The following is an 18103-nucleotide window of genomic DNA, read 5'->3' as shown; positions in this document are numbered from 1 at the left end:
TTTCTCTTAATTAAAAAGGAGCGTCTCCTGATACAGTTATACCCATAGATCTAGCTGTTCCAGCAACCATACTCATTGCAGACTCCATAGTGAATGCATTTAAGTCTGGCATCTTGTCTTCAGCAATAGCTCTAATTTGTTCCCAAGTAACACTAGCTACTTTTTTACGATTAGGCTCACCAGAACCAGATTTTAGCTTTGCAGCTTCCATTAACTGAACTGCTGCTGGAGGAGTTTTTACAACAAAATCAAATGATTTGTCTTTATACACAGTAATTTGTACTGGGCATATTTTGCCGGGTTTATCTTGAGTTCTTGCATTAAATTGCTTGCAAAACTCCATGATGTTTACCCCAGCAGCTCCTAAAGCAGGTCCAACCGGTGGCGACGGATTCGCAGCACCTCCCTTAACTTGTAGTTTAACTACCTTACTAATTTCTTTAGCCATTTTTTAAAAATTTAACATTACAATCATTGGAAGCGATTGTAATGGATATTATAGATGTAACAAAAATTATACTTTTTCAACTTGCATAAAACTCAACTCTAATGGTGTTTTTCTTCCGAAAATCTTTACCATTACTTCAAGTTTACGCTTTTCTTCATTGATTTTCTCAACAGTACCGTTAAATCCATTGAAAGGACCATCAACAACCTTAATTGTTTCTCCAATATTAAAAGGTATTGCACGTGTATCGGTATTAACCGCTAACTCATCCACCTTACCTAACATTCTGTTTACTTCTGAAATTCTTAAAGGAACAGGTTCTCCACCTTTAATTTCCCCTAAAAATCCGATAACGCTTGTTATAGACTTAATAATGTGAGGTATTTCTCCAATAAGATTAGCCTCAATCATAACATAACCCGGAAAATAAACTTTGTCTTTGATTATTTTTTTTCCTTCTTTAACGGTAACGACTTTTTCAGTAGGAACTAAAACTTGGGAAACATAATCACCCATACCTAATCTTGCGATTTCAGTCTCGATGTATGCTTTCACCTTATTTTCTTGTCCACTTACTGCTCTAACGACATACCACTTTTTAATATTATTATCTGCCATAACAAAAAATTTAAGCTTTTATCCAGTTAAAAAATCCAGCTAAAGCTTTTGCAAAAATTTCGTCTACTCCCCAAGTTGCCAAGGCGAACAATACTGAAAAGACAGCAACAACAATCGTTAGACGCTGCACCTCAGGCCAAGCTGGCCAAGTTACATTTGACTTTAATTCCTCAAATGCTTCCGATATGTAATTTACAACTTTTGTCATTATGATTTGTTTTTTTGCACGGGCGGAGGGATTCGAACCCCCATCAACGGTTTTGGAGACCGCTATTCTACCCTTGAACTACGCCCGTATTAAAGCCAGTAACCACCATTATAACAGTTACTGGCAATATAATTTAATATAACTATGCTGTTATTTCAGTCACCTGACCAGCACCTACTGTTCTACCACCTTCACGGATAGCAAAACGCAAACCAACACTTAATGCAATTGCACTAAGCAATACAACACTAATTGTTAAGTTATCCCCAGGCATAACCATCTCTACACCTTCTGGCAAAGTAATGATACCTGTTACATCAGTTGTACGTACATAGAACTGTGGACGGTAGTTATTATGAAATGGTGTATGACGACCACCTTCTTCTTTTTTCAAGATATAAACCTCTGCTTTAAATGTAGCATGTGGTTTAACTGAACCTGGCTTACAAATAACCATTCCTCTTTTGATGTCTTCTTTTTGAATACCTCTTAAAAGAATACCTACGTTGTCACCAGCTTCTCCTCTATCAAGGATTTTACGGAACATCTCAACTCCTGTAATAGTAGAAGTCAATTTTTCAGCCCCCATACCAATGATTTCAACTGGATCTCCAGTATTAGCAACACCAGTTTCGATACGACCTGTAGCTACAGTTCCACGACCAGTGATTGAGAATACATCTTCAACAGGCATCAAGAAAGGTTTTGCAACGTCTCTTACTGGCTCTTCAATCCAAGAGTCAACAGCTTCCATTAATTCAAGAATTTTTGGAACCCATACTGGATCATTATTCAATCCACCCAAAGCTGAACCTTGAACAACAGGACCATTATCTCCATCATATTCGTAGAAAGATAACAAGTCTCTGATTTCCATCTCAACTAGTTCAAGTAATTCCTCATCATCAACCATATCCACTTTATTCATGAATACAACCATTCTAGGAATACCTACCTGACGTCCTAATAAGATATGCTCACGTGTTTGTGGCATTGGTCCATCAGTCGCAGCAACTACAAGAATAGCACCATCCATTTGAGCAGCACCAGTAACCATGTTTTTTACGTAATCCGCGTGACCTGGACAGTCAACGTGAGCGTAATGACGGTTAGCAGTTTCATACTCTACGTGAGATGTATTAATTGTAATACCTCTTTCTTTTTCTTCCGGAGCATTATCAATTTGATCAAATGATTTTGCTTGACAGTAACCTGCATCAGACAATACTTTTGTAATTGCCGCAGTTAATGTAGTTTTTCCGTGATCCACATGCCCAATTGTTCCAATGTTTAAATGGGGCTTGTTACGGTTAAAATTTTCCTTTGCCATTTTACTTAATTTTTAATCTTGTTATATATTAATTTCTATTTTCTACTTACTTGAGCCAATGTCGGGAATTGAACCCGAGACCTCTTCCTTACCAAGGAAGCACTCTACCCCTGAGCTACACCGGCGGTAAAGATTTTAGATTTTTGATCTTAGCTTTTGGATATTAGAACTTTCAGTTCTTCCATCTAAATTCTAAAATCTAAATTCTTTTGGTGGGGAGAGCAGGATTCGAACCTGCGAAGTTTACACAGCAGATTTACAGTCTGCCCTCGTTGGCCGCTTGAGTATCTCCCCTACTTTTTTTATTATCAAACCCTTACAGTCTAAATCCAGCGAAGGGCTACCCCTTGACCTCACTTGAGACTAACTTCTCCTCTCTACAGATTAAAAGAAATACCCTGCGAAGCACTACAACCTTCTTTTTTCTTGAGCCGGCGGAGGGACTCGAACCCACGACCTGCTGATTACAAATCAGCTGCTCTAGCCAACTGAGCTACGCTGGCAAATCAATAAAAAAAGTCCGCTATTTCTAACGGACTGCAAATGTATAGATTTTATCTCTCAATCAAAACATTTTTTAAAAAAATTTATATTAAATATGCGAACTTATTTTTTCTTTTCTTTTTACCAGCAACCGTTCTAGTGATTCTGAAGAGAGTTCTACTGCCTCTTCAAATGTTTTACATTGTTTTTTAACCAAAAAATCATCTCCAGGAACATTAATTTTTACCTCTGCTACTTTATTTTCTTTATCACTTGTCTTTTCAACTTTTAAAAAAACATCTGCAGACACGACTTTATCGTAATACTTCTCCAACTTGTCCAATCGTTCTTGAACAAAATCTACTAGCTTTTTGTCAACAGTAAAGTTAACTGCATGAACACTTACCTTCATAATCATCTTTTTTAATTGTTAAACATTTGTAAAATCACTTTCGCCCGCGAGGATGAGTCTCTTGATACACATTTTTAAGCTCCGAAAGGCTATTATGGGTATAAATCTGCGTAGACGCCAGACTAGAATGTCCTAATAATTCTTTCACTGAATTCAAATCTGCTCCATTGTTTAAGAGATGTGTCGCAAAACTATGTCGCAATATATGTGGACTTTTTTTTACTTTTTCAGAGACAGTACTAAAGTAAGAATTAATTAGACGATACACAAAGGAATCATTTAATTTTAACCCTTTTTTAGTGAGAAAAAAATAATCCTCGTCAACACCAACCAATACTAAACTTCGTTCTTTTAGATACCCACAAACCTGATCGGCTATAGCAGGCAAAATAGGAATAATTCGCTCTTTATTTCGTTTCCCAACCACTTTAACTAAACGATTTGCCAAGTCAATATTTGTCAATTTAAGATGAATCAATTCCGCTCGACGCATCCCTGTTGTGTAGAGTAAATCAATGAGTAGCTTATTCCTGATATCTTCAAAACCAACGACCTCTTGCAGTTGATTCAAAACCGCAGTCACTTCTTTTTCAGAAAAAGGAATTTGTATTATTTTAGGAACTTTAAGTGCCTTGTGCGGCAACATTGGACTAGTCTCTATCTGTTTTGTCTTAACTAGAAATTTATAATAAGCTTTCAAAGAAGCCATCTTTCTGTTTACTGACACATTAGAAACAGCACTATTAACCAATACTACAATCCAATTTCTAATTTGGCCGTAGCCTACATGATCTATTTCTTCTTGGTCAAAATACGCTTTATGAAATGATTCAAAAGAAGTAAGGTCATCACAGTAAGCCTTGACAGTATGTGTAGAGTATTTTTTCTCCAACTGGAGGTATTCCCGAAATGCATCTGTATTTATTGACATAAAAAAAACCGTTAGCATCAAAGTTATAAAATTTTGATGACTAACGGTATTTTTATTTAATGGAATCGACTAACTCTCTAAGTTATCTCTCATATTTTGGATATAAGCCGCTTTTTGAATTTTGATTCTATTCGTAACTGAAGGCTTAATAAAAGCAGTACGTGCTCTTAGTTGACGAACAGTTCCTGTTTTATCAAATTTTCTTTTGTAGCGTTTTAACGCTCTATCGATATTTTCTCCGTCTTTAATTGGTATAATTAACATAATATAGACACCCCCTTTCTTTAGCTTGCAAAAGTAGGATAATAATATGAACTAACAAGTATTTGCATAATTTTATTTATTTTTACGAGCTAAAATAATATTTATGTGGTTTATTGCAATTTCTATTTTACTACTTCTAGCAAGTATCTTACCCTATATGCCGCTGACACATTGGTTCTATAGATTTTTTGAATTTGGTAAAATTCAAATACTTATTTTACAAATTACGACTTTAGTCCTCAGCTTTATCTTAATAGACAAATCTGATGTTTGGGTGCGTACTCTTCAGTTATTGACACTATTAAGCATCCTAAGTCATACAATAGCGCTATACAAATACACTTCGTTTCATAAGACAATACAAAAGGAGCACTGCGATATTTCTTCAGAAATAATTACTGTCCTTTCGGCAAATGTATTTCAAGAAAATAAAGAATATAGAAAATTTTTAGCTTTGCTCGATAAATACAATCCGGATATTTTTTTAACCATGGAATCTGATCAAAATTGGGAAACAGCGCTCTCCGTTTTGGAAAACAAATACAAATACAATGTCAAAGTAGCCTTAAACAACACCTACGGCATGCATTTATATTCTAAATTAAAGATAATAAATCACAGTGTTCATTATTTTGTTGCGGATGATCTGCCGAGTATTGAAGCCAAAATTAGAACTCCTGACGATTTTGAATTCACATTCTTTGCCGTGCATCCACCACCACCAAGTCCTACAGAAGAAGAAAACTCGAAAGAGCGTGATGGAGAACTTTTAAGTATCGCAAAAAAAATAAAACAAAACTCCGACACTTGTGTTATTCTTGGGGACTTCAACAATGTGGCCTGGGCAAAATCCTCTATCTTATTTAGAAAAACCAGCGAAACAATAGACGGAAGAATTGGTAGAGGATTTATTTCAAGTTTTCACACCAAATATTGGTTTTTAAGATTTCCTATTGACTTAATGTTTCATACCGCAGATGTATTTATTGAGGACTTAAAAAGCTTAGAACATTTCGGTTCTGATCATTTTCCGATATACGCAAAATTTTTCATCAACAAGAAAACTTCAAAACAAGAGGATTTAACCGAAAACCTAGAAGAAGAGGAACAAGAGGTTGTTCAAGAAATAATAGCAGAAGGAATAAATGAAAAAAGCGATAACCGTAATTGATTATCGCTTTTCTATACTATAAAACAGGTTTTCTCCTTCAATAAATTCCTAGAAATTAGTTTTTTGGATTTCAGCGACCCCTTTTAAAATACTATATAATTTAATAATTTTTTAATACTTGCTTCCCATACCTGCATTAAGTAGCGGTCGGATATTATTTCACCGCTGGCTTATAATCTTGCTTATCAATTATCATTTTCGATAAGATCTCTTTAAGAATCTCAGAAGTTCCGCCACCTATTGGCCCTAAACGACTGTCTCTAAACAAACGTGCTAAAGGATATTCTTCCATGTAGCCATAACCTCCCAGCATTTGCAAACAACTGTAAATTGTTTCATCCGCAACTTTAGTAGATTTTAATTTAGCCATTGTAGCCTCTTTAACTACATATTCTCCTTTGTCTAATCGCGCTACGGCTGCATAATTAAATACTTTACAATGCTCTACCTCTGTGGCATGCTCGACTAACGTATGTCTCAATGCTTGGAATTTATTTATTTTTTTTCCAAAAGCTTCTCGTTGTGACATGTATTCAATTGTATATTCTATTGCATATTCCGCTCTCGCATGGCCATTTATTGCCATAATCAGACGCTCCAAAGCAAAATGTTGCATAATATAAGGAAATCCTTTTCCTTCCTCTCCCATCAAATTCTCTGCTGGAATCTCTACATTATCAAATGCAATTTCTGCCGTATCTGAAGCTCTCCATCCTAATTTATCTAGTTTTACCGCTGAAACTCCTTTCAAATTCGTATCCATCAAAAAGATACTAATTCCTTTATTTCCTAACTCAGGACTAGTTTTTGCAGCCACTATATAATAATCCGCATAAACACCGTTGGTAATGAATGTTTTAGAACCATTAATGATGTATTTGTCTCCCTTTTTTACTGCATTAGTGCGCATACCCGCAACATCACTACCCCCAAAAGGTTCTGTGATACACAAAGCACCTATTTTATCACCAGTAATACTTGGCGCTAAGTAATCTTGCTTTATTCTTTCGTCACCTTCTGCATTTAAATGCGTCATGGCTAAATAAGAATGAGCCCACATAGCAGCAGCAAAACCCGATGATTTAATTTTTTGAAGTTCTTCTAGAAAAATAACGGTGTAAAATAAATCTAAATTCAGTCCGCCGTAAGCCTCTGGATACCCGATTCCAAAAAAGCCCATATCCCCGAACTTTTTCCATATAAATCGCTCAATTGAACCGGTTTTCTCCCATTTTTCAATATGGGGTACCACTTCTTTTTGCAAAAAATCTTTTAAACTTTCTCTAAATAATTGGTGTTCTTCTGTGAAATAACTTGAATTCATATAACTAATATTATTTTTAACAAATTGATTTAATTGAAACCAAAAGCAGCAGCTTTACATTTCAGATTTAAGTTTTTTTGAGTCAAGCCATAAAACTGCACCTTAAAAAAGAATTATAGTACAAAACAATTATTTTGTATTGAATTACATTATTTTCAAGTAGCAAATTATACACTTCTAATCAAAGTCCAAATATAAGTCAATTATTTTTGCTTTATCAACAGGAAATCCCTTAATTTTTGTTAAATCCTCAATATTGTTAAAGTCTCCTTTCATGCTCCTGTAGGTCACAATTTCTTTTGCCAAGGCATATCTGAAATAATAAAATTGTGATAACTCTTTTAGTGACGCATTATTGATATCAATTTTTTCAAAATCTGGTAGCGTTATAATTTTAAAATGAGTGTTCAAATTTTCAATCACTTCTGGCGACAATCCCCAAACATCCTGCATTTGTTCCATGGAAACAAACCCTCCTAAAATTTCTTTTTGTTTTAAAATTCGAAGAGAAATGGCTTCACCAATACCGTAAATTTTAATCAGATCCTCTTTTGTTGCCCGATTAATGTCTAGAACTACTATCTTATCTTTTTTGGCGAAAGCCGGATTGTAATACTTTTTAAATTTATTCGGCTCGCTTTTATTATTTACCCAATCCGGAAATTTAAAAAGTGGCGCAATCTCATGCAATAAGGAATCCGACACTTTTGTAACATCCTGAAATTCTTCAGCAGAATTTACAAATTTATTTTCTTTTCTATAGGCTAGCAATCGATCAATCTCTTTCACGGACATTCCCAACTTATACCCTTTATAATCCGTTATAAAATTAGGATTAAAAAGATATACTATTGGTGTCCTGATTTGAACATTACTTTTCAATGAATCTAATCCAGATTGAAGCGAAAGCCATTTTTGTTTCGTTGGATCTTCTTTTGTTACTCTAGTAAAATCCGCTAAAAAATAAACGAGTTGTAGGGCAATGATGCTTACAAACAAACAAAAGATCCCCGTGCGCTGTTCTATCGAAAACTTAAAATAATCCTGAATCGTTTTAAAACTCATTTGATGCGATTGTATTTACCTAATTATAAAGGGAATCTAAATTTATAAATAAAAGTAAGACCTGTTACATTGTGAAGATATATTTTTTTAAAAAAAAGTAACGCGTTGATTAGGCCTGTTTTCAAAGGCTTTTCAAAAGATTTAATTCCGAGAGAGAACATTAAATTGTATTTTATAACTTAAAACTAAATTATTGTTTTTTATTTTTTGTAAAAAAGAATACATTTGGAGCTTAATAACAAACAAAACCATATAACCCATGTCAATTTGGAAAACTAAACCCCTTTCGGTATTGCTTAATGAAGCGTCAGAATCCGAAAAAGGATTAAAAAGGACTTTGTCATCACGTTCATTAGTAGCACTTGGAGTTGGAGCTATTATTGGAGCTGGATTATTCTCATTAACTGGTATTGCTGCTGCGGAACACGCAGGTCCAGCCGTTACCCTTTCTTTTATTTTAGCTGCAGTAGGATGTGCCTTTGCAGGACTTTGCTATGCAGAGTTTGCGTCTATGATACCAGTTGCTGGTAGTGCTTATACTTACTCCTACGCCACAATGGGAGAATTTATGGCTTGGATTATAGGTTGGGATTTAGTTCTTGAATATGCATTAGGCGCCGCTACAGTTGGCGTTAGTTGGTCACGATATTTACTGGAATTATTAAATAAGTACGGCATTCACCTGCCCCATGATTTAATATGCTCTCCTTGGGAAACATTAAAATTAAGCGATGGAACCATTATTGAAGGAGGTATAATTAACCTTCCAGCGATTTTTATTGTTTCAATGCTGTCGTTATTATTGATAAGAGGAACCAAAGAATCTGCCTCTATTAATAACTTCTTGGTTGTAGTAAAAGTAATCGTAGTTATTATGTTTATCGTTTTAGGCTGGAGTTTTATTGACACCGCAAATTACACTCCGTATATTCCTGAAAACACAGGCGTTTTTGGAGAGTTTGGATGGTCAGGTATCGCAGCTGGAGCGGGAACCGTTTTCTTTGCTTTTATTGGTTTTGATGCTGTTTCTACAGCTGCTCAAGAAGCAAAAAATCCACAAAAAGGAATGCCAATTGGTATTTTGGGATCATTGGTAATCTGTACTATACTATACGTGTTGTTCGCACATGTAATGACGGGACTTGTGCCTTATGGTGAATTTGCAGGAGATGCTAAACCAGCAGCAACGGCCTTCGCCAGAACGGGGTATACCTTTTTACAAACTGGTTTAATTGTAGCAATTCTAGCGGGATATACTTCTGTAATGTTAGTGATGTTAATGGGACAAAGTCGTGTTTTTTACACCATGAGTAAAGATGGTTTATTACCTTCATTCTTTAGTGACATTCATGCTAAATTCAGAACTCCATGGAAAACAAATCTTTTCTTTATGGTATTTGTAAGCCTTTTTGCAGGTTTTGTACCCGTAAGTGATTTGGGCCACATGGTAAGTATTGGAACATTATTAGCCTTCGTTTTAGTATGTATCGGAGTATTGGTAATGCGTAAAAAAATGCCAGATGCGCCAAGATCATTCAAAACACCATTCGTGCCTTATGTTCCAATTGCAGGAATATTAATCTGTTTGGCTTTAATGTATTCTTTACCAAATGAAAGCTGGGCTAGGCTAATCATCTGGATGGCATTAGGAGTTGCTATCTACTTTATTTATGGAAAGAAAAATAGTAAATTAAACAATCCTGATAAATAGATTTACCACAACAATAAAAAAGGGGATTATAAAGTGCTTACACTTTATAATCCCCTTTTTATATTTTGATACCCTACTACAAATCAAAAACTGACGTACGTTTAGCGCGGATTAAATCCTTTAAGCGAATCCAGAAAGCCAATGTTAGATAAACAGCAAACCACAATCCAGCAGTTACGAATGATAAATAAATAAAAAAAAGCCGTACACTACTGGCACGCATTCCTAATGTATCCGCTAAACGGGAGGAAACATGAAAGCCATGTTTTTCAAAAAAGAACTTGAGCTTTATAATTGCTGACATTTTTTGGAGTTGTTTGTTGGAGCAAAATTACAAAATTTACCAATCGGTTCAGTTATAATCATTCCATTTTCGAATGGAGCCCTTTATTTACAACTTACTTTTAACTAATTCCAATCCCAAAGCACACTCTAAGCACCTACTTTTATTACAATATTCCTTTTTAAGTTGCAGCAACGATTGTGTGTCAAAAGCACTTTTTGAAACGATCCCAAATGAACTAAATTTATCAATGATGGCGTTTTTCTCAGGATTCAATCCGTTTAATAAATTTATTAAGTCTTCCATAATTTCTTTTCCCTGACTTTTAGCAAAGGCAAACTGCAGCGGAATTATTGTATTCACCAACAACAAATCGACGAAAGATTTAGAAAGCATTTTCTTTTTGATGGGACTTTCTTTGTCAAACTGATAATGGTTTTCCCAATAAGGAGACACTCCAATTTGAAACACTTGCGCGCTATTTTTCAAGGAATTCAAAGTACTTATTTTAGAAAATAAATTTTGATGTGTGTGATATAAATTAGCCAACTGAGACAAACGAATCGTTGGAAAATTATCCGGCCGATGCTTAAAAAACTGAACTTGATCTGCCATTAAATGCTCCAATTGATACTTATGCAACAAATAAAAATACCTGAACTTTAACTCTTTATAATAATTATCTTCTTTTTCAGAATCCAATAATCCAGCCATTCCAAAAAACAATGCTTCTAGATTCTCAACTTCAAAACTTTCTTTTCGGATTATGGAAAAAGGAATGGATTGGGCCATTTTAAAAAATGCCTCCCCGTTTGTATTTAAACCAAAATTCTTAGCCAAAAGACTAAACAAAACAGCTTCCCAATCTTGATTGGTCTGCTCTAACAAATCAAAAATAGGCTTAGATTTTCTTTCTAAACGTTCAAAAAACAACCGTTCCTGCCAATTTTTAAAAATAAATTCATCGACCTCTTTAATTTGCTTTTCACAAAAAATCCATGATTTAGGAGCCATTAAAGATTGATAGTTTTGGATGGTGGCTGGATCAACATGATTCTTGAGTTCCAGCACGGGAATTTCGCTATTATTGCTTCTATAAATCTCGGTATCGTGTTCCCAAACCACATGTAGGATTACATTTTCATACGCTGAATCCATCTCATGGTGATGCACATACCAGTCTGAAGATTTGAGATGAATTTCAACGTTTCCAGCCCATTTTTGATTTCCAATGGTGATTTGAGCATTGAAAAAATCAGGACCAGCCAATTCAAGATATTGACCGACATTGATAATTGTGATTTCTTCATCATTGAACGTTCTCAAATTCAAAGCATCAAACTTTTTGAATTTCCAAAGGTAATGGAGAAAATCTTCTTTCATTTTTTAGATTTTAGACACTCCTCAACCCAACCCGCTCTATTAAAAAGAGCGAAAGACGAAATTGAGGATTTCACATTTCATCATTAAAGGAGAACTAAGATAGTAAATTATACAAGAAGTCTTACTTTAAACAACATTCAATTGAAATCTAAATAAGTTTATCGCAGCAGATACAATTTGGCGCAAGCCCGAGCATCAGATAAAGCTTCGTGGTGATTCAAAACGATGTTCATCTCACGGCAGCAATCACTCAATTTGGTTGGTTTTAATCCTTTGCTTTTATAGATTTTCACCGTGCATTCCCATCGGGCTGCGAGATTTAAATCAGCATAATCCAAACCATAGAGCAGCATTGATTTCGCTAAAACATTGCGATCAAAACTTTCGTTGTGCGCTACTACCACTCGGTTTTGTAGCCGCTTTTTAATTTCTGGATAAACCTGTATAAATGATTTTGCATGAAGTGTATCGCGAGGATAAATCCCATGAACTTGTATTGTAAAGGGAGAGTACAGGTTATTGGGTGGTTTGATCAAGGTTACAAACTCGTCTACAATTATTCCGTTTTCTACAGTAACAATTCCCACGGAACACGGATGATAAGCGGTGGCAGTCTCAAAATCTATAGCGGTGAATGTCATTTTCGGGGTTTTAGGTTGTGGGTTATCTGTTTTGGGTTATGTGTTATCGGTTATCTGTTATCGGTTATCTGTTATCTGTTTTGGGTTATGTGTTATCGGTTATCTGTTATCGGTTATCTGTTATCTGTTTTGGGTTATGTGTTATCGGTTATCTGTTGTGGGTTGTGGGTTATCTGTTATGTGTTATCGGTTATCGGTTGTGGGTTGTGGGTTATCTGTTATCGGTTGTGGGKTATCGGTTATCTGTTTTGGGTTATGTGTTATCGGTTGTGGGTTATCTGTTATCGGTTGTGGGTTTCATTATAATTTAAAAAAAAGCCATAAATTAGAAAAACTAACACAAAATAAATTTGAGTTGCTTGGTCTAATTTATGGCAAAAAAAAAATCTTATTTTATCGAACCGATAATATCATATTTGGTAATAATATGGTGCTTCCCATTTTGCAATTCTACTAAAACTGCCTCATTTTCTTTGGTAAATAATTTAGAAACCTCTTCTATTGGGGTTCCTTGTTTTACAATTGGAAAAGGTTTTCCCATAATTTCTTTAATGGGTTTATCTGCTACCTCTTTATCCGCAACATAACTTTGAAACAAATCACTTTCGTCCACAGAGCCAACAAATCCATTGATATCGATGACCGGAATTTGTGAAATTTTATACTTACGCATGCGCTCAATTGCATGTGAAACTAACTCTTCGGTACGCACAACAATTAATGGTTTATCAATATGATCCTTGATGACATCTTCCGCTTTCGTAATTTCCTCTTCTAGAAAACCACGTTCGCGCATCCAATCGTCATTGAACATTTTACCCACATAGCGACTTCCTGAATCATGGAAAAGAACCACAACTACATCCTCTGGTTTGAAATGTTCTTTGAGCTGCAACAGTCCTTTTACCGCTGCACCTGCTGAATTACCCACAAATATTCCCTCTTCCAAAGCAATCTTACGTGTATAAACTGCGGCATCTTTGTCTGTTACTTTTGTAAACCCATCTATTAAAGAGAAATCCACATTTTTAGGAAGAATATCTTCTCCAATTCCTTCGGTTATATAGGAATAGATTTCGTTTTCGTCAAAAATCCCAGTCTCATGGTATTTTTTAAACACCGATCCATACGTATCAATTCCCCAAATTTTAATATTCGGATTGTGTTCTTTTAGGTATTTTGCTACTCCAGAAATCGTTCCACCAGTTCCTACACCTACAACAAAATGCGTAATTTTACCTTCTGTTTGCTCCCAGATCTCGGGACCTGTCTGCTCGTAATGTGCTATTGCATTGGATGGATTGTCGTATTGATTCACATACCACGAATTAGGCGTCTCTTCAGCCAGTCTTTTCGAAACTGAATAATACGATCTTGGATCAGTAGGTTCCACATCCGTAGGGCATACCACTACTTTTGCTCCTACGGCGCGAAGAATGTCCATTTTTTCTTTAGACTGTTTGTCGGATATCACACAAATCAGCTTGTATCCTTTGATGATGGCTACTAAAGCCAATCCCATACCTGTATTTCCTGAAGTTCCTTCAATGATGGTTCCGCCAGGTTTTAATCTGCCATCAGCTTCCGCATCGGCAATCATTTTTACAGCCATTCTGTCTTTAACAGAATTTCCTGGATTGAATGTTTCCACTTTTGCAAGCACCAAAGCATCCACTTCAGCGGTTACTTTATTTAGTTTAACTAATGGCGTGTTGCCTATCGTACCTAATATATTTTCTGCGTAACGCATTGTATCGTAAATTTAAGATTGTAATTTGTTGTAATTAATGGTGCAAAGATAGTATTTTGTTACAAAATAATCTTCGTTGTGGAATTTAGGATCAAAAATTCCTTCACTACCTATTTTAGTAATTAGTAATGAAATGAATTTCATTTAGAGCATCGTCCTTTACTTGCTTGCTTTAACACCTGAAACCACAATGGTGACTCATCCTAAAAAATTCTGAGAAAGAATATTCTAGAACGTATTCCTATACTGATTTTTTAATTAAAGAAGTTCCAAATTAACCCAAAACGAATGGTAAAATCTCTGGAGGGATTGTTAGGTGAAGCATAAAAATTATTCCCGGTTAGTGCCGAATTAAAATGTTCTGCTTTAAAATAGATTCTTGTTCTTTGGATTTTTGCGTTTATAAAAAAATCAAGATTGGGATGGTTCCCAATTTGTTTGTCCTTTTGAACAAAAAACTCTCCTATGACAGGATTGTATTCATTCGCATAGTAATTGGAAAAATAATTTAAAGAAATACCTGTTTGCAGAAATAAGGCTTTTTTAAATATAAAATCCGAAAAGTAAAATGTATTCCGCGTGACAATTGCTGGAACATTTAATATAGCGTCCTGCTGTTCTGTTTTTTGATAAAGAATGGTATTGTCCAAGGCAAAATTTCCAAATTTCAATTCCCTACTGATTTTAACCGATAAATAATTGATCGTTCCATCGTATTGTGCAGGAGCTACAATTTGCGTTTTTGCTGCTTTCTGCTGGGCACTCGACGCATCTGTAAAATACAAATGGTCATTCAAAACTGAAAATTGCAGTTCTGCATTTACCCAAGGCGAAATTGCATTGGCTTTTATGGTATTGATTTTTTCATTCTTAAACTCATTCGACCAATTGTATTGTACGTAACTACTTTGATGCAAATTATAATTATTATTGGGCAATTTGTTTATATTCTGATATTGAAAAACCAGTTGAATTTCGTCATTTACATCGTATTGCAACTTCGCATCCAAATTAGACAGCGACTGTGCCGTTACCGATCGGGAATATAAAAATTTACCTTTCCACTTATCGCGTCGGTATTCATATTGTCCACCAGCGCTATTGATTTGCTGACTGAATGCACTAGGAATTGTGTTTTGATTGTCAAACACCAAAATCCGATTGTAGTAATAGTTAGACCTGAAATCATCAATGAAAAATTGAAAATTTCCCAGAGTAGTGTTCTCATAAATCAACCCTACTTTATTGTACATTTTATTATAACGCGTTTGATCATTAATACCACTATCTAGGAAGGAATCACCAAAACGATTGACCCGCTCAGAACCCACCGTAGAAAGCAATGTAGCTTGATTGTATTCGAAAAATTTATTTTCGTAATTAAATTGGTGCGTCACATAAAGATTATTTGCTCCTTTATTTGGGTTGACTCTAAAATTATGGTCTAAAAATACACGCTTGCCTTTTAAAAATGATTTAGCATCATTAAAATACACTTCAAATCGCTGTCGGTTATTGTAGTTTGGGTCTTCACTTTCAAAATTCTCGATGGTAGTAATTCCACCATTTTCTTCATTGAGAATGTCTTGAAAGGTATAGTGCGCTTTCGCAAAATAGCGTTTGTTCTTCGTATTGTAGTTGGTTGTGAATCTAAAATTACCGGTACTGGATAATTGGTTGAGATACTCCCCTTCAGATCGCAATCCTTTATAAGCAATAGAAAAATTAAGATTTTCGGACGTATTTAAGGTAATAAAAGCATCAACAGATTGCCCTTTTCTGATCGTAGTTTTAAAATACAATTCGGTAATTGGAGTCGCCACAGAGTAATACCTAATTTGGTTGGCTTCTAAAAAATTAAAATGTTTGGCTTTAAACCCAAATTCGGGATACGGAGAAAAATCCGTTAAACTGTATTGCAACGTATTATAGGTTTGACCATCATTAGCAAACGGCAACAATCCAAAAATATCTTTACGCAAATAGTTGTGACTGTATTCTTTTTGAATCGTAAGTGACGTATCAATATAGGTTGTATCCTTTTCGATGGTAATCACCTTATACTGATCGATGGTAGCAATTTTGGCTGCTGTTGTATCTTTAATTCGCTTTTGCTGACCTAAATCTTGTGCAATACATACGTTTGTTAGTAATAAAAATAATAAGACCGCTTTTTTCATAAATAAAGAATACTGAAATTAATTTTGGAGCAGGAATAAAAATACGTTAGACTGCCGGAATTAATATGGAATTGGCAGCAGCATAAAAATATAAAAAAACAAAGGTAGTTAAATAACTAAATAAAAATTTAAACTTGACAAGAAACCAACTCAATATTTAAGGCATCTAGCAAGGCCATTTACTAAGCAGTCCCAATTAATGCGACCTACTATAAGCATCCCCATTTCCGGCATGACACTGGCAATAAGCTTAGATAAAAAAAAGGTTGCAAGAAATAAATCTTGCAACCTTTTTAAAATATTCTTAATCAATAATTAGTATTGCCTGTTAGGGCATAAACTAAAAATTAGTAACCAGAATTCTGTTGAATTAAAGCATTACCATTCACTTCAACTTGCGGAATAGGCAATGCAAATTTAAAGCTAGTCAATGGCAAGTTAGATGGATTAGCAGCAGGGAAACTCCATGAACCAGATGCATACTCTGCAGCATCTCTGTCTAAAGTAGCACCCGCTAAAGTACCGATACGTTTTAAATCAATAAATCTAAAACCTTCAAATGCCAATTCTTTTCTTCTTTCATCTAAGATTCCTTTCCAAGCTGCTTGTGGACTAGCAAATACTGGAAGAACTTGAGCTGTTGGAAAACGAGCATCTAATATTGCCTTCAAATTAGTACCAACACCAATTAAATCACTTGCTGCAGCTCTTGCCTCAGCTCTAATGAAATACATTTCAGAAAGTCTAGAAACCATAAAATCAGGATTGAAACCATTTGCTGCTGTAACAGCAGATTGACCACCATGTTTTTGCAAAACAATAATATCACTGTTTCTAACATCCGTTGCAGTAGCATAGTTTGGATCAATTAAAGATGGACTAGTACCAGTCAAATGTACAATAGTATTTAGTCTAAAGTCATCTGGATTAGAAGCAAGTTTGTTATACAAAGCTCTACTTACTTCATAAAATGGTGAACCATTTCTTCTATTAGCAACTGACACCCAACCGTTATTTAGGTTACCCGTTTGAAGATTTTGTTGAACCGTTCTTCTCAATCTAAAAATAACTTCTGTATTAGCACTTTCACTATGCGTATGAAAAACAGCATTGTATTGTGCTTGCGTATTTGCTAAAGTAATTCCAGATGTATTAATCACGGTATTAGCAAAAGTTTCCGCATTAGGATAATCCCCTTTAAGTGCATAAGCTCGCGCTTTAAGCGCTTGAGCTAAAACTTTAGAAGGATAGTACGTTTTAGTTATACCTGGATAAGCTGGTGCTGTATTAGCATCAAAAATCGCTATCGCATCATTCAAATCCTTGTGTATAGCTGTATAAAACACCCCATTAGAAACTCGCAATGGTTTTTCTGTGGTAAGAATAATTCTATCGGCTAAAACTCCTGCTAATGCAGCATCGTCTTTAGGATTAGGCGAAAAATAAGACATGATCTTCAGGTGAGCTAGTGCTCTCAAAACTAATGCCTCAGCTTTCGCTCTATTAATTAACTGTTGATCTGCAGGAGATGTAGCAACAATTTGGTCAGCAAAAGTAACAACACGATTGATTCTAGCAAGCCCAAAATACTGTACTTGCCAAATTAATCTAGCAGACTCATTATCAACATTCATTAAAAAAACATAATCTTCAGTAATACCCTGACCACCATTATTAAATCCTGGTGCAGCTTCATCAGTAAAAACCGAACTAAAAACATAGTCCGCTCTATTAGTCATTATACTCATAGATGAATTGACTAAATTGACTAAATCACTACTCTTGGTTAAAGCGACTTCCTCTGTAAGAGAACCAGGAGTAAAAGGCTCCAACAACTCATCTGAACACGAAGCAAAAAGTGCAAATGATACAAATAATATTCCAAATATTTTCTTCATAAT

The 18103-nt window shown here is 35.1% G+C and carries 17 protein-coding genes and 4 tRNA genes; 2 read left to right on the top strand and 19 right to left on the bottom strand.

Annotated elements, in window-relative coordinates:
- Positions 1-10: 10 nt before the first annotated feature.
- The 11 genes from rplK to rpsU form a co-directional block, all read right to left on the bottom strand.
- Positions 11-448 (bottom strand): 50S ribosomal protein L11, encoded by a 438-nt coding sequence (rplK, locus tag E0F91_RS07850; protein WP_066082293.1) that lies wholly within the window; start codon positions 446-448, stop codon positions 11-13.
- Positions 449-514: 66 nt separating this feature from the next.
- A complete protein-coding gene (nusG, locus tag E0F91_RS07845; protein ID WP_066082295.1) occupies positions 515-1066 on the bottom strand; it encodes a transcription termination/antitermination protein NusG in 552 nt (183 codons plus the stop codon).
- A 10-nt stretch (positions 1067-1076) separates the two neighbouring features.
- Positions 1077-1274: a preprotein translocase subunit SecE gene (gene secE / locus E0F91_RS07840; protein WP_066082297.1), complete on the bottom strand. Its 198-nt coding sequence runs from the start codon at positions 1272-1274 to the stop codon at positions 1077-1079.
- A gap of 17 nt (positions 1275-1291) precedes the next feature.
- Positions 1292-1362, bottom strand: a tRNA-Trp gene (locus tag E0F91_RS07835).
- Positions 1363-1416: 54 nt separating this feature from the next.
- Positions 1417-2604, bottom strand: a complete 1188-nt coding sequence (tuf, locus tag E0F91_RS07830) for an elongation factor Tu (protein WP_132065733.1) — start codon at positions 2602-2604, stop codon at positions 1417-1419.
- A 53-nt stretch (positions 2605-2657) separates the two neighbouring features.
- Positions 2658-2729 (bottom strand) — tRNA-Thr (locus E0F91_RS07825).
- Positions 2730-2814: 85 nt separating this feature from the next.
- A tRNA-Tyr gene (locus E0F91_RS07820) sits at positions 2815-2898 on the bottom strand.
- Between the two features lie 135 nt (positions 2899-3033).
- Positions 3034-3107: transfer RNA gene (locus tag E0F91_RS07815), tRNA-Thr, on the bottom strand.
- Positions 3108-3196: 89 nt separating this feature from the next.
- Positions 3197-3499 carry a ribosome hibernation-promoting factor, HPF/YfiA family gene (gene hpf, locus E0F91_RS07810; RefSeq protein WP_132065732.1) on the bottom strand — a complete coding sequence of 101 codons (303 nt, stop codon included), beginning with the start codon at positions 3497-3499 and terminating at the stop codon, positions 3197-3199.
- 34 nt (positions 3500-3533) lie between these two features.
- A complete protein-coding gene (locus E0F91_RS07805; protein ID WP_132065731.1) occupies positions 3534-4430 on the bottom strand; it encodes a tyrosine-type recombinase/integrase in 897 nt (298 codons plus the stop codon).
- A 69-nt stretch (positions 4431-4499) separates the two neighbouring features.
- Positions 4500-4694: a 30S ribosomal protein S21 gene (rpsU, locus tag E0F91_RS07800; RefSeq protein ID WP_035670421.1), complete on the bottom strand. Its 195-nt coding sequence runs from the start codon at positions 4692-4694 to the stop codon at positions 4500-4502.
- 103 nt (positions 4695-4797) lie between these two features.
- On the opposite strand from rpsU, the gene E0F91_RS07795 reads away from it, so the two are divergent.
- Positions 4798-5865 (top strand): endonuclease/exonuclease/phosphatase family protein, encoded by a 1068-nt coding sequence (locus tag E0F91_RS07795; RefSeq protein ID WP_243698861.1) that lies wholly within the window; start codon positions 4798-4800, stop codon positions 5863-5865.
- Between the two features lie 154 nt (positions 5866-6019).
- On the opposite strand, the gene E0F91_RS07790 is transcribed toward E0F91_RS07795, so the two are convergent.
- Entirely contained in the window at positions 6020-7189 is a 1170-nt protein-coding gene (locus tag E0F91_RS07790) for an acyl-CoA dehydrogenase family protein (protein WP_132065730.1), read from the bottom strand.
- Between the two features lie 177 nt (positions 7190-7366).
- Positions 7367-8254: a ComEA family DNA-binding protein gene (locus tag E0F91_RS07785; RefSeq protein WP_132065729.1), complete on the bottom strand. Its 888-nt coding sequence runs from the start codon at positions 8252-8254 to the stop codon at positions 7367-7369.
- Between the two features lie 259 nt (positions 8255-8513).
- Here E0F91_RS07785 and E0F91_RS07780 point away from each other — a divergent pair, with 259 nt between their 5' ends.
- Positions 8514-9965 (top strand): amino acid permease, encoded by a 1452-nt coding sequence (locus E0F91_RS07780; protein ID WP_132065728.1) that lies wholly within the window; start codon positions 8514-8516, stop codon positions 9963-9965.
- A gap of 76 nt (positions 9966-10041) precedes the next feature.
- Here E0F91_RS07780 and E0F91_RS07775 read toward each other — a convergent pair whose 3' ends face one another.
- The 6 genes from E0F91_RS07775 to E0F91_RS07745 all read right to left on the bottom strand — a co-directional run bounded on the left by E0F91_RS07775 (position 10042) and on the right by E0F91_RS07745 (position 18100).
- Positions 10042-10269, bottom strand: a complete 228-nt coding sequence (locus E0F91_RS07775) for a PspC family transcriptional regulator (RefSeq protein ID WP_066082307.1) — start codon at positions 10267-10269, stop codon at positions 10042-10044.
- An 87-nt stretch (positions 10270-10356) separates the two neighbouring features.
- Complete coding sequence (locus E0F91_RS07770; RefSeq protein ID WP_132065727.1) at positions 10357-11631, bottom strand: DUF2851 family protein; 1275 nt, start codon at positions 11629-11631, stop codon at positions 10357-10359.
- A 158-nt stretch (positions 11632-11789) separates the two neighbouring features.
- Complete coding sequence (locus E0F91_RS07765; RefSeq protein WP_073354696.1) at positions 11790-12272, bottom strand: 3'-5' exonuclease; 483 nt, start codon at positions 12270-12272, stop codon at positions 11790-11792.
- A gap of 388 nt (positions 12273-12660) precedes the next feature.
- Positions 12661-14022 carry a pyridoxal-phosphate dependent enzyme gene (locus tag E0F91_RS07755; protein ID WP_132065725.1) on the bottom strand — a complete coding sequence of 454 codons (1362 nt, stop codon included), beginning with the start codon at positions 14020-14022 and terminating at the stop codon, positions 12661-12663.
- Positions 14023-14276: 254 nt separating this feature from the next.
- Positions 14277-16202: a putative porin gene (locus E0F91_RS07750; RefSeq protein ID WP_132065724.1), complete on the bottom strand. Its 1926-nt coding sequence runs from the start codon at positions 16200-16202 to the stop codon at positions 14277-14279.
- A gap of 347 nt (positions 16203-16549) precedes the next feature.
- On the bottom strand, positions 16550-18100 hold the full coding sequence (locus E0F91_RS07745; RefSeq protein WP_132065723.1) for a RagB/SusD family nutrient uptake outer membrane protein: 1551 nt from the start codon (positions 18098-18100) through the stop codon (positions 16550-16552).
- Positions 18101-18103: the final 3 nt, after the last annotated feature.

It is taken from the genome of Flavobacterium sandaracinum, assembly GCF_004349135.1.
Lineage (GTDB): Bacteria > Bacteroidota > Bacteroidia > Flavobacteriales > Flavobacteriaceae > Flavobacterium > Flavobacterium sandaracinum.
Note: the sequence above shows the minus strand (reverse complement) of the source record. Positions and strands in the feature narration are given on the sequence as shown.

What these genes read in the sequence shown, in the direction of transcription:
- rplK (WP_066082293.1), bottom strand. Translation starts at nt 448, where the DNA reads ATGGCTAAAGAAATTAGTAAGGTAGTTAAACTACAAGTTAAGGGAGGT.
- nusG (WP_066082295.1), bottom strand. Translation starts at nt 1,066, where the DNA reads ATGGCAGATAATAATATTAAAAAGTGGTATGTCGTTAGAGCAGTAAGT.
- secE (WP_066082297.1), bottom strand. Translation starts at nt 1,274, where the DNA reads ATGACAAAAGTTGTAAATTACATATCGGAAGCATTTGAGGAATTAAAG.
- tuf (WP_132065733.1), bottom strand. Translation starts at nt 2,604, where the DNA reads ATGGCAAAGGAAAATTTTAACCGTAACAAGCCCCATTTAAACATTGGA.
- hpf (WP_132065732.1), bottom strand. Translation starts at nt 3,499, where the DNA reads ATGAAGGTAAGTGTTCATGCAGTTAACTTTACTGTTGACAAAAAGCTA.
- E0F91_RS07805 (WP_132065731.1), bottom strand. Translation starts at nt 4,430, where the DNA reads ATGTCAATAAATACAGATGCATTTCGGGAATACCTCCAGTTGGAGAAA.
- rpsU (WP_035670421.1), bottom strand. Translation starts at nt 4,694, where the DNA reads ATGTTAATTATACCAATTAAAGACGGAGAAAATATCGATAGAGCGTTA.
- E0F91_RS07795 (WP_243698861.1), top strand. Translation starts at nt 4,798, where the DNA reads ATGTGGTTTATTGCAATTTCTATTTTACTACTTCTAGCAAGTATCTTA.
- E0F91_RS07790 (WP_132065730.1), bottom strand. Translation starts at nt 7,189, where the DNA reads ATGAATTCAAGTTATTTCACAGAAGAACACCAATTATTTAGAGAAAGT.
- E0F91_RS07785 (WP_132065729.1), bottom strand. Translation starts at nt 8,254, where the DNA reads ATGAGTTTTAAAACGATTCAGGATTATTTTAAGTTTTCGATAGAACAG.
- E0F91_RS07780 (WP_132065728.1), top strand. Translation starts at nt 8,514, where the DNA reads ATGTCAATTTGGAAAACTAAACCCCTTTCGGTATTGCTTAATGAAGCG.
- E0F91_RS07775 (WP_066082307.1), bottom strand. Translation starts at nt 10,269, where the DNA reads ATGTCAGCAATTATAAAGCTCAAGTTCTTTTTTGAAAAACATGGCTTT.
- E0F91_RS07770 (WP_132065727.1), bottom strand. Translation starts at nt 11,631, where the DNA reads ATGAAAGAAGATTTTCTCCATTACCTTTGGAAATTCAAAAAGTTTGAT.
- E0F91_RS07765 (WP_073354696.1), bottom strand. Translation starts at nt 12,272, where the DNA reads ATGACATTCACCGCTATAGATTTTGAGACTGCCACCGCTTATCATCCG.
- E0F91_RS07755 (WP_132065725.1), bottom strand. Translation starts at nt 14,022, where the DNA reads ATGCGTTACGCAGAAAATATATTAGGTACGATAGGCAACACGCCATTA.
- E0F91_RS07750 (WP_132065724.1), bottom strand. Translation starts at nt 16,202, where the DNA reads ATGAAAAAAGCGGTCTTATTATTTTTATTACTAACAAACGTATGTATT.
- E0F91_RS07745 (WP_132065723.1), bottom strand. Translation starts at nt 18,100, where the DNA reads ATGAAGAAAATATTTGGAATATTATTTGTATCATTTGCACTTTTTGCT.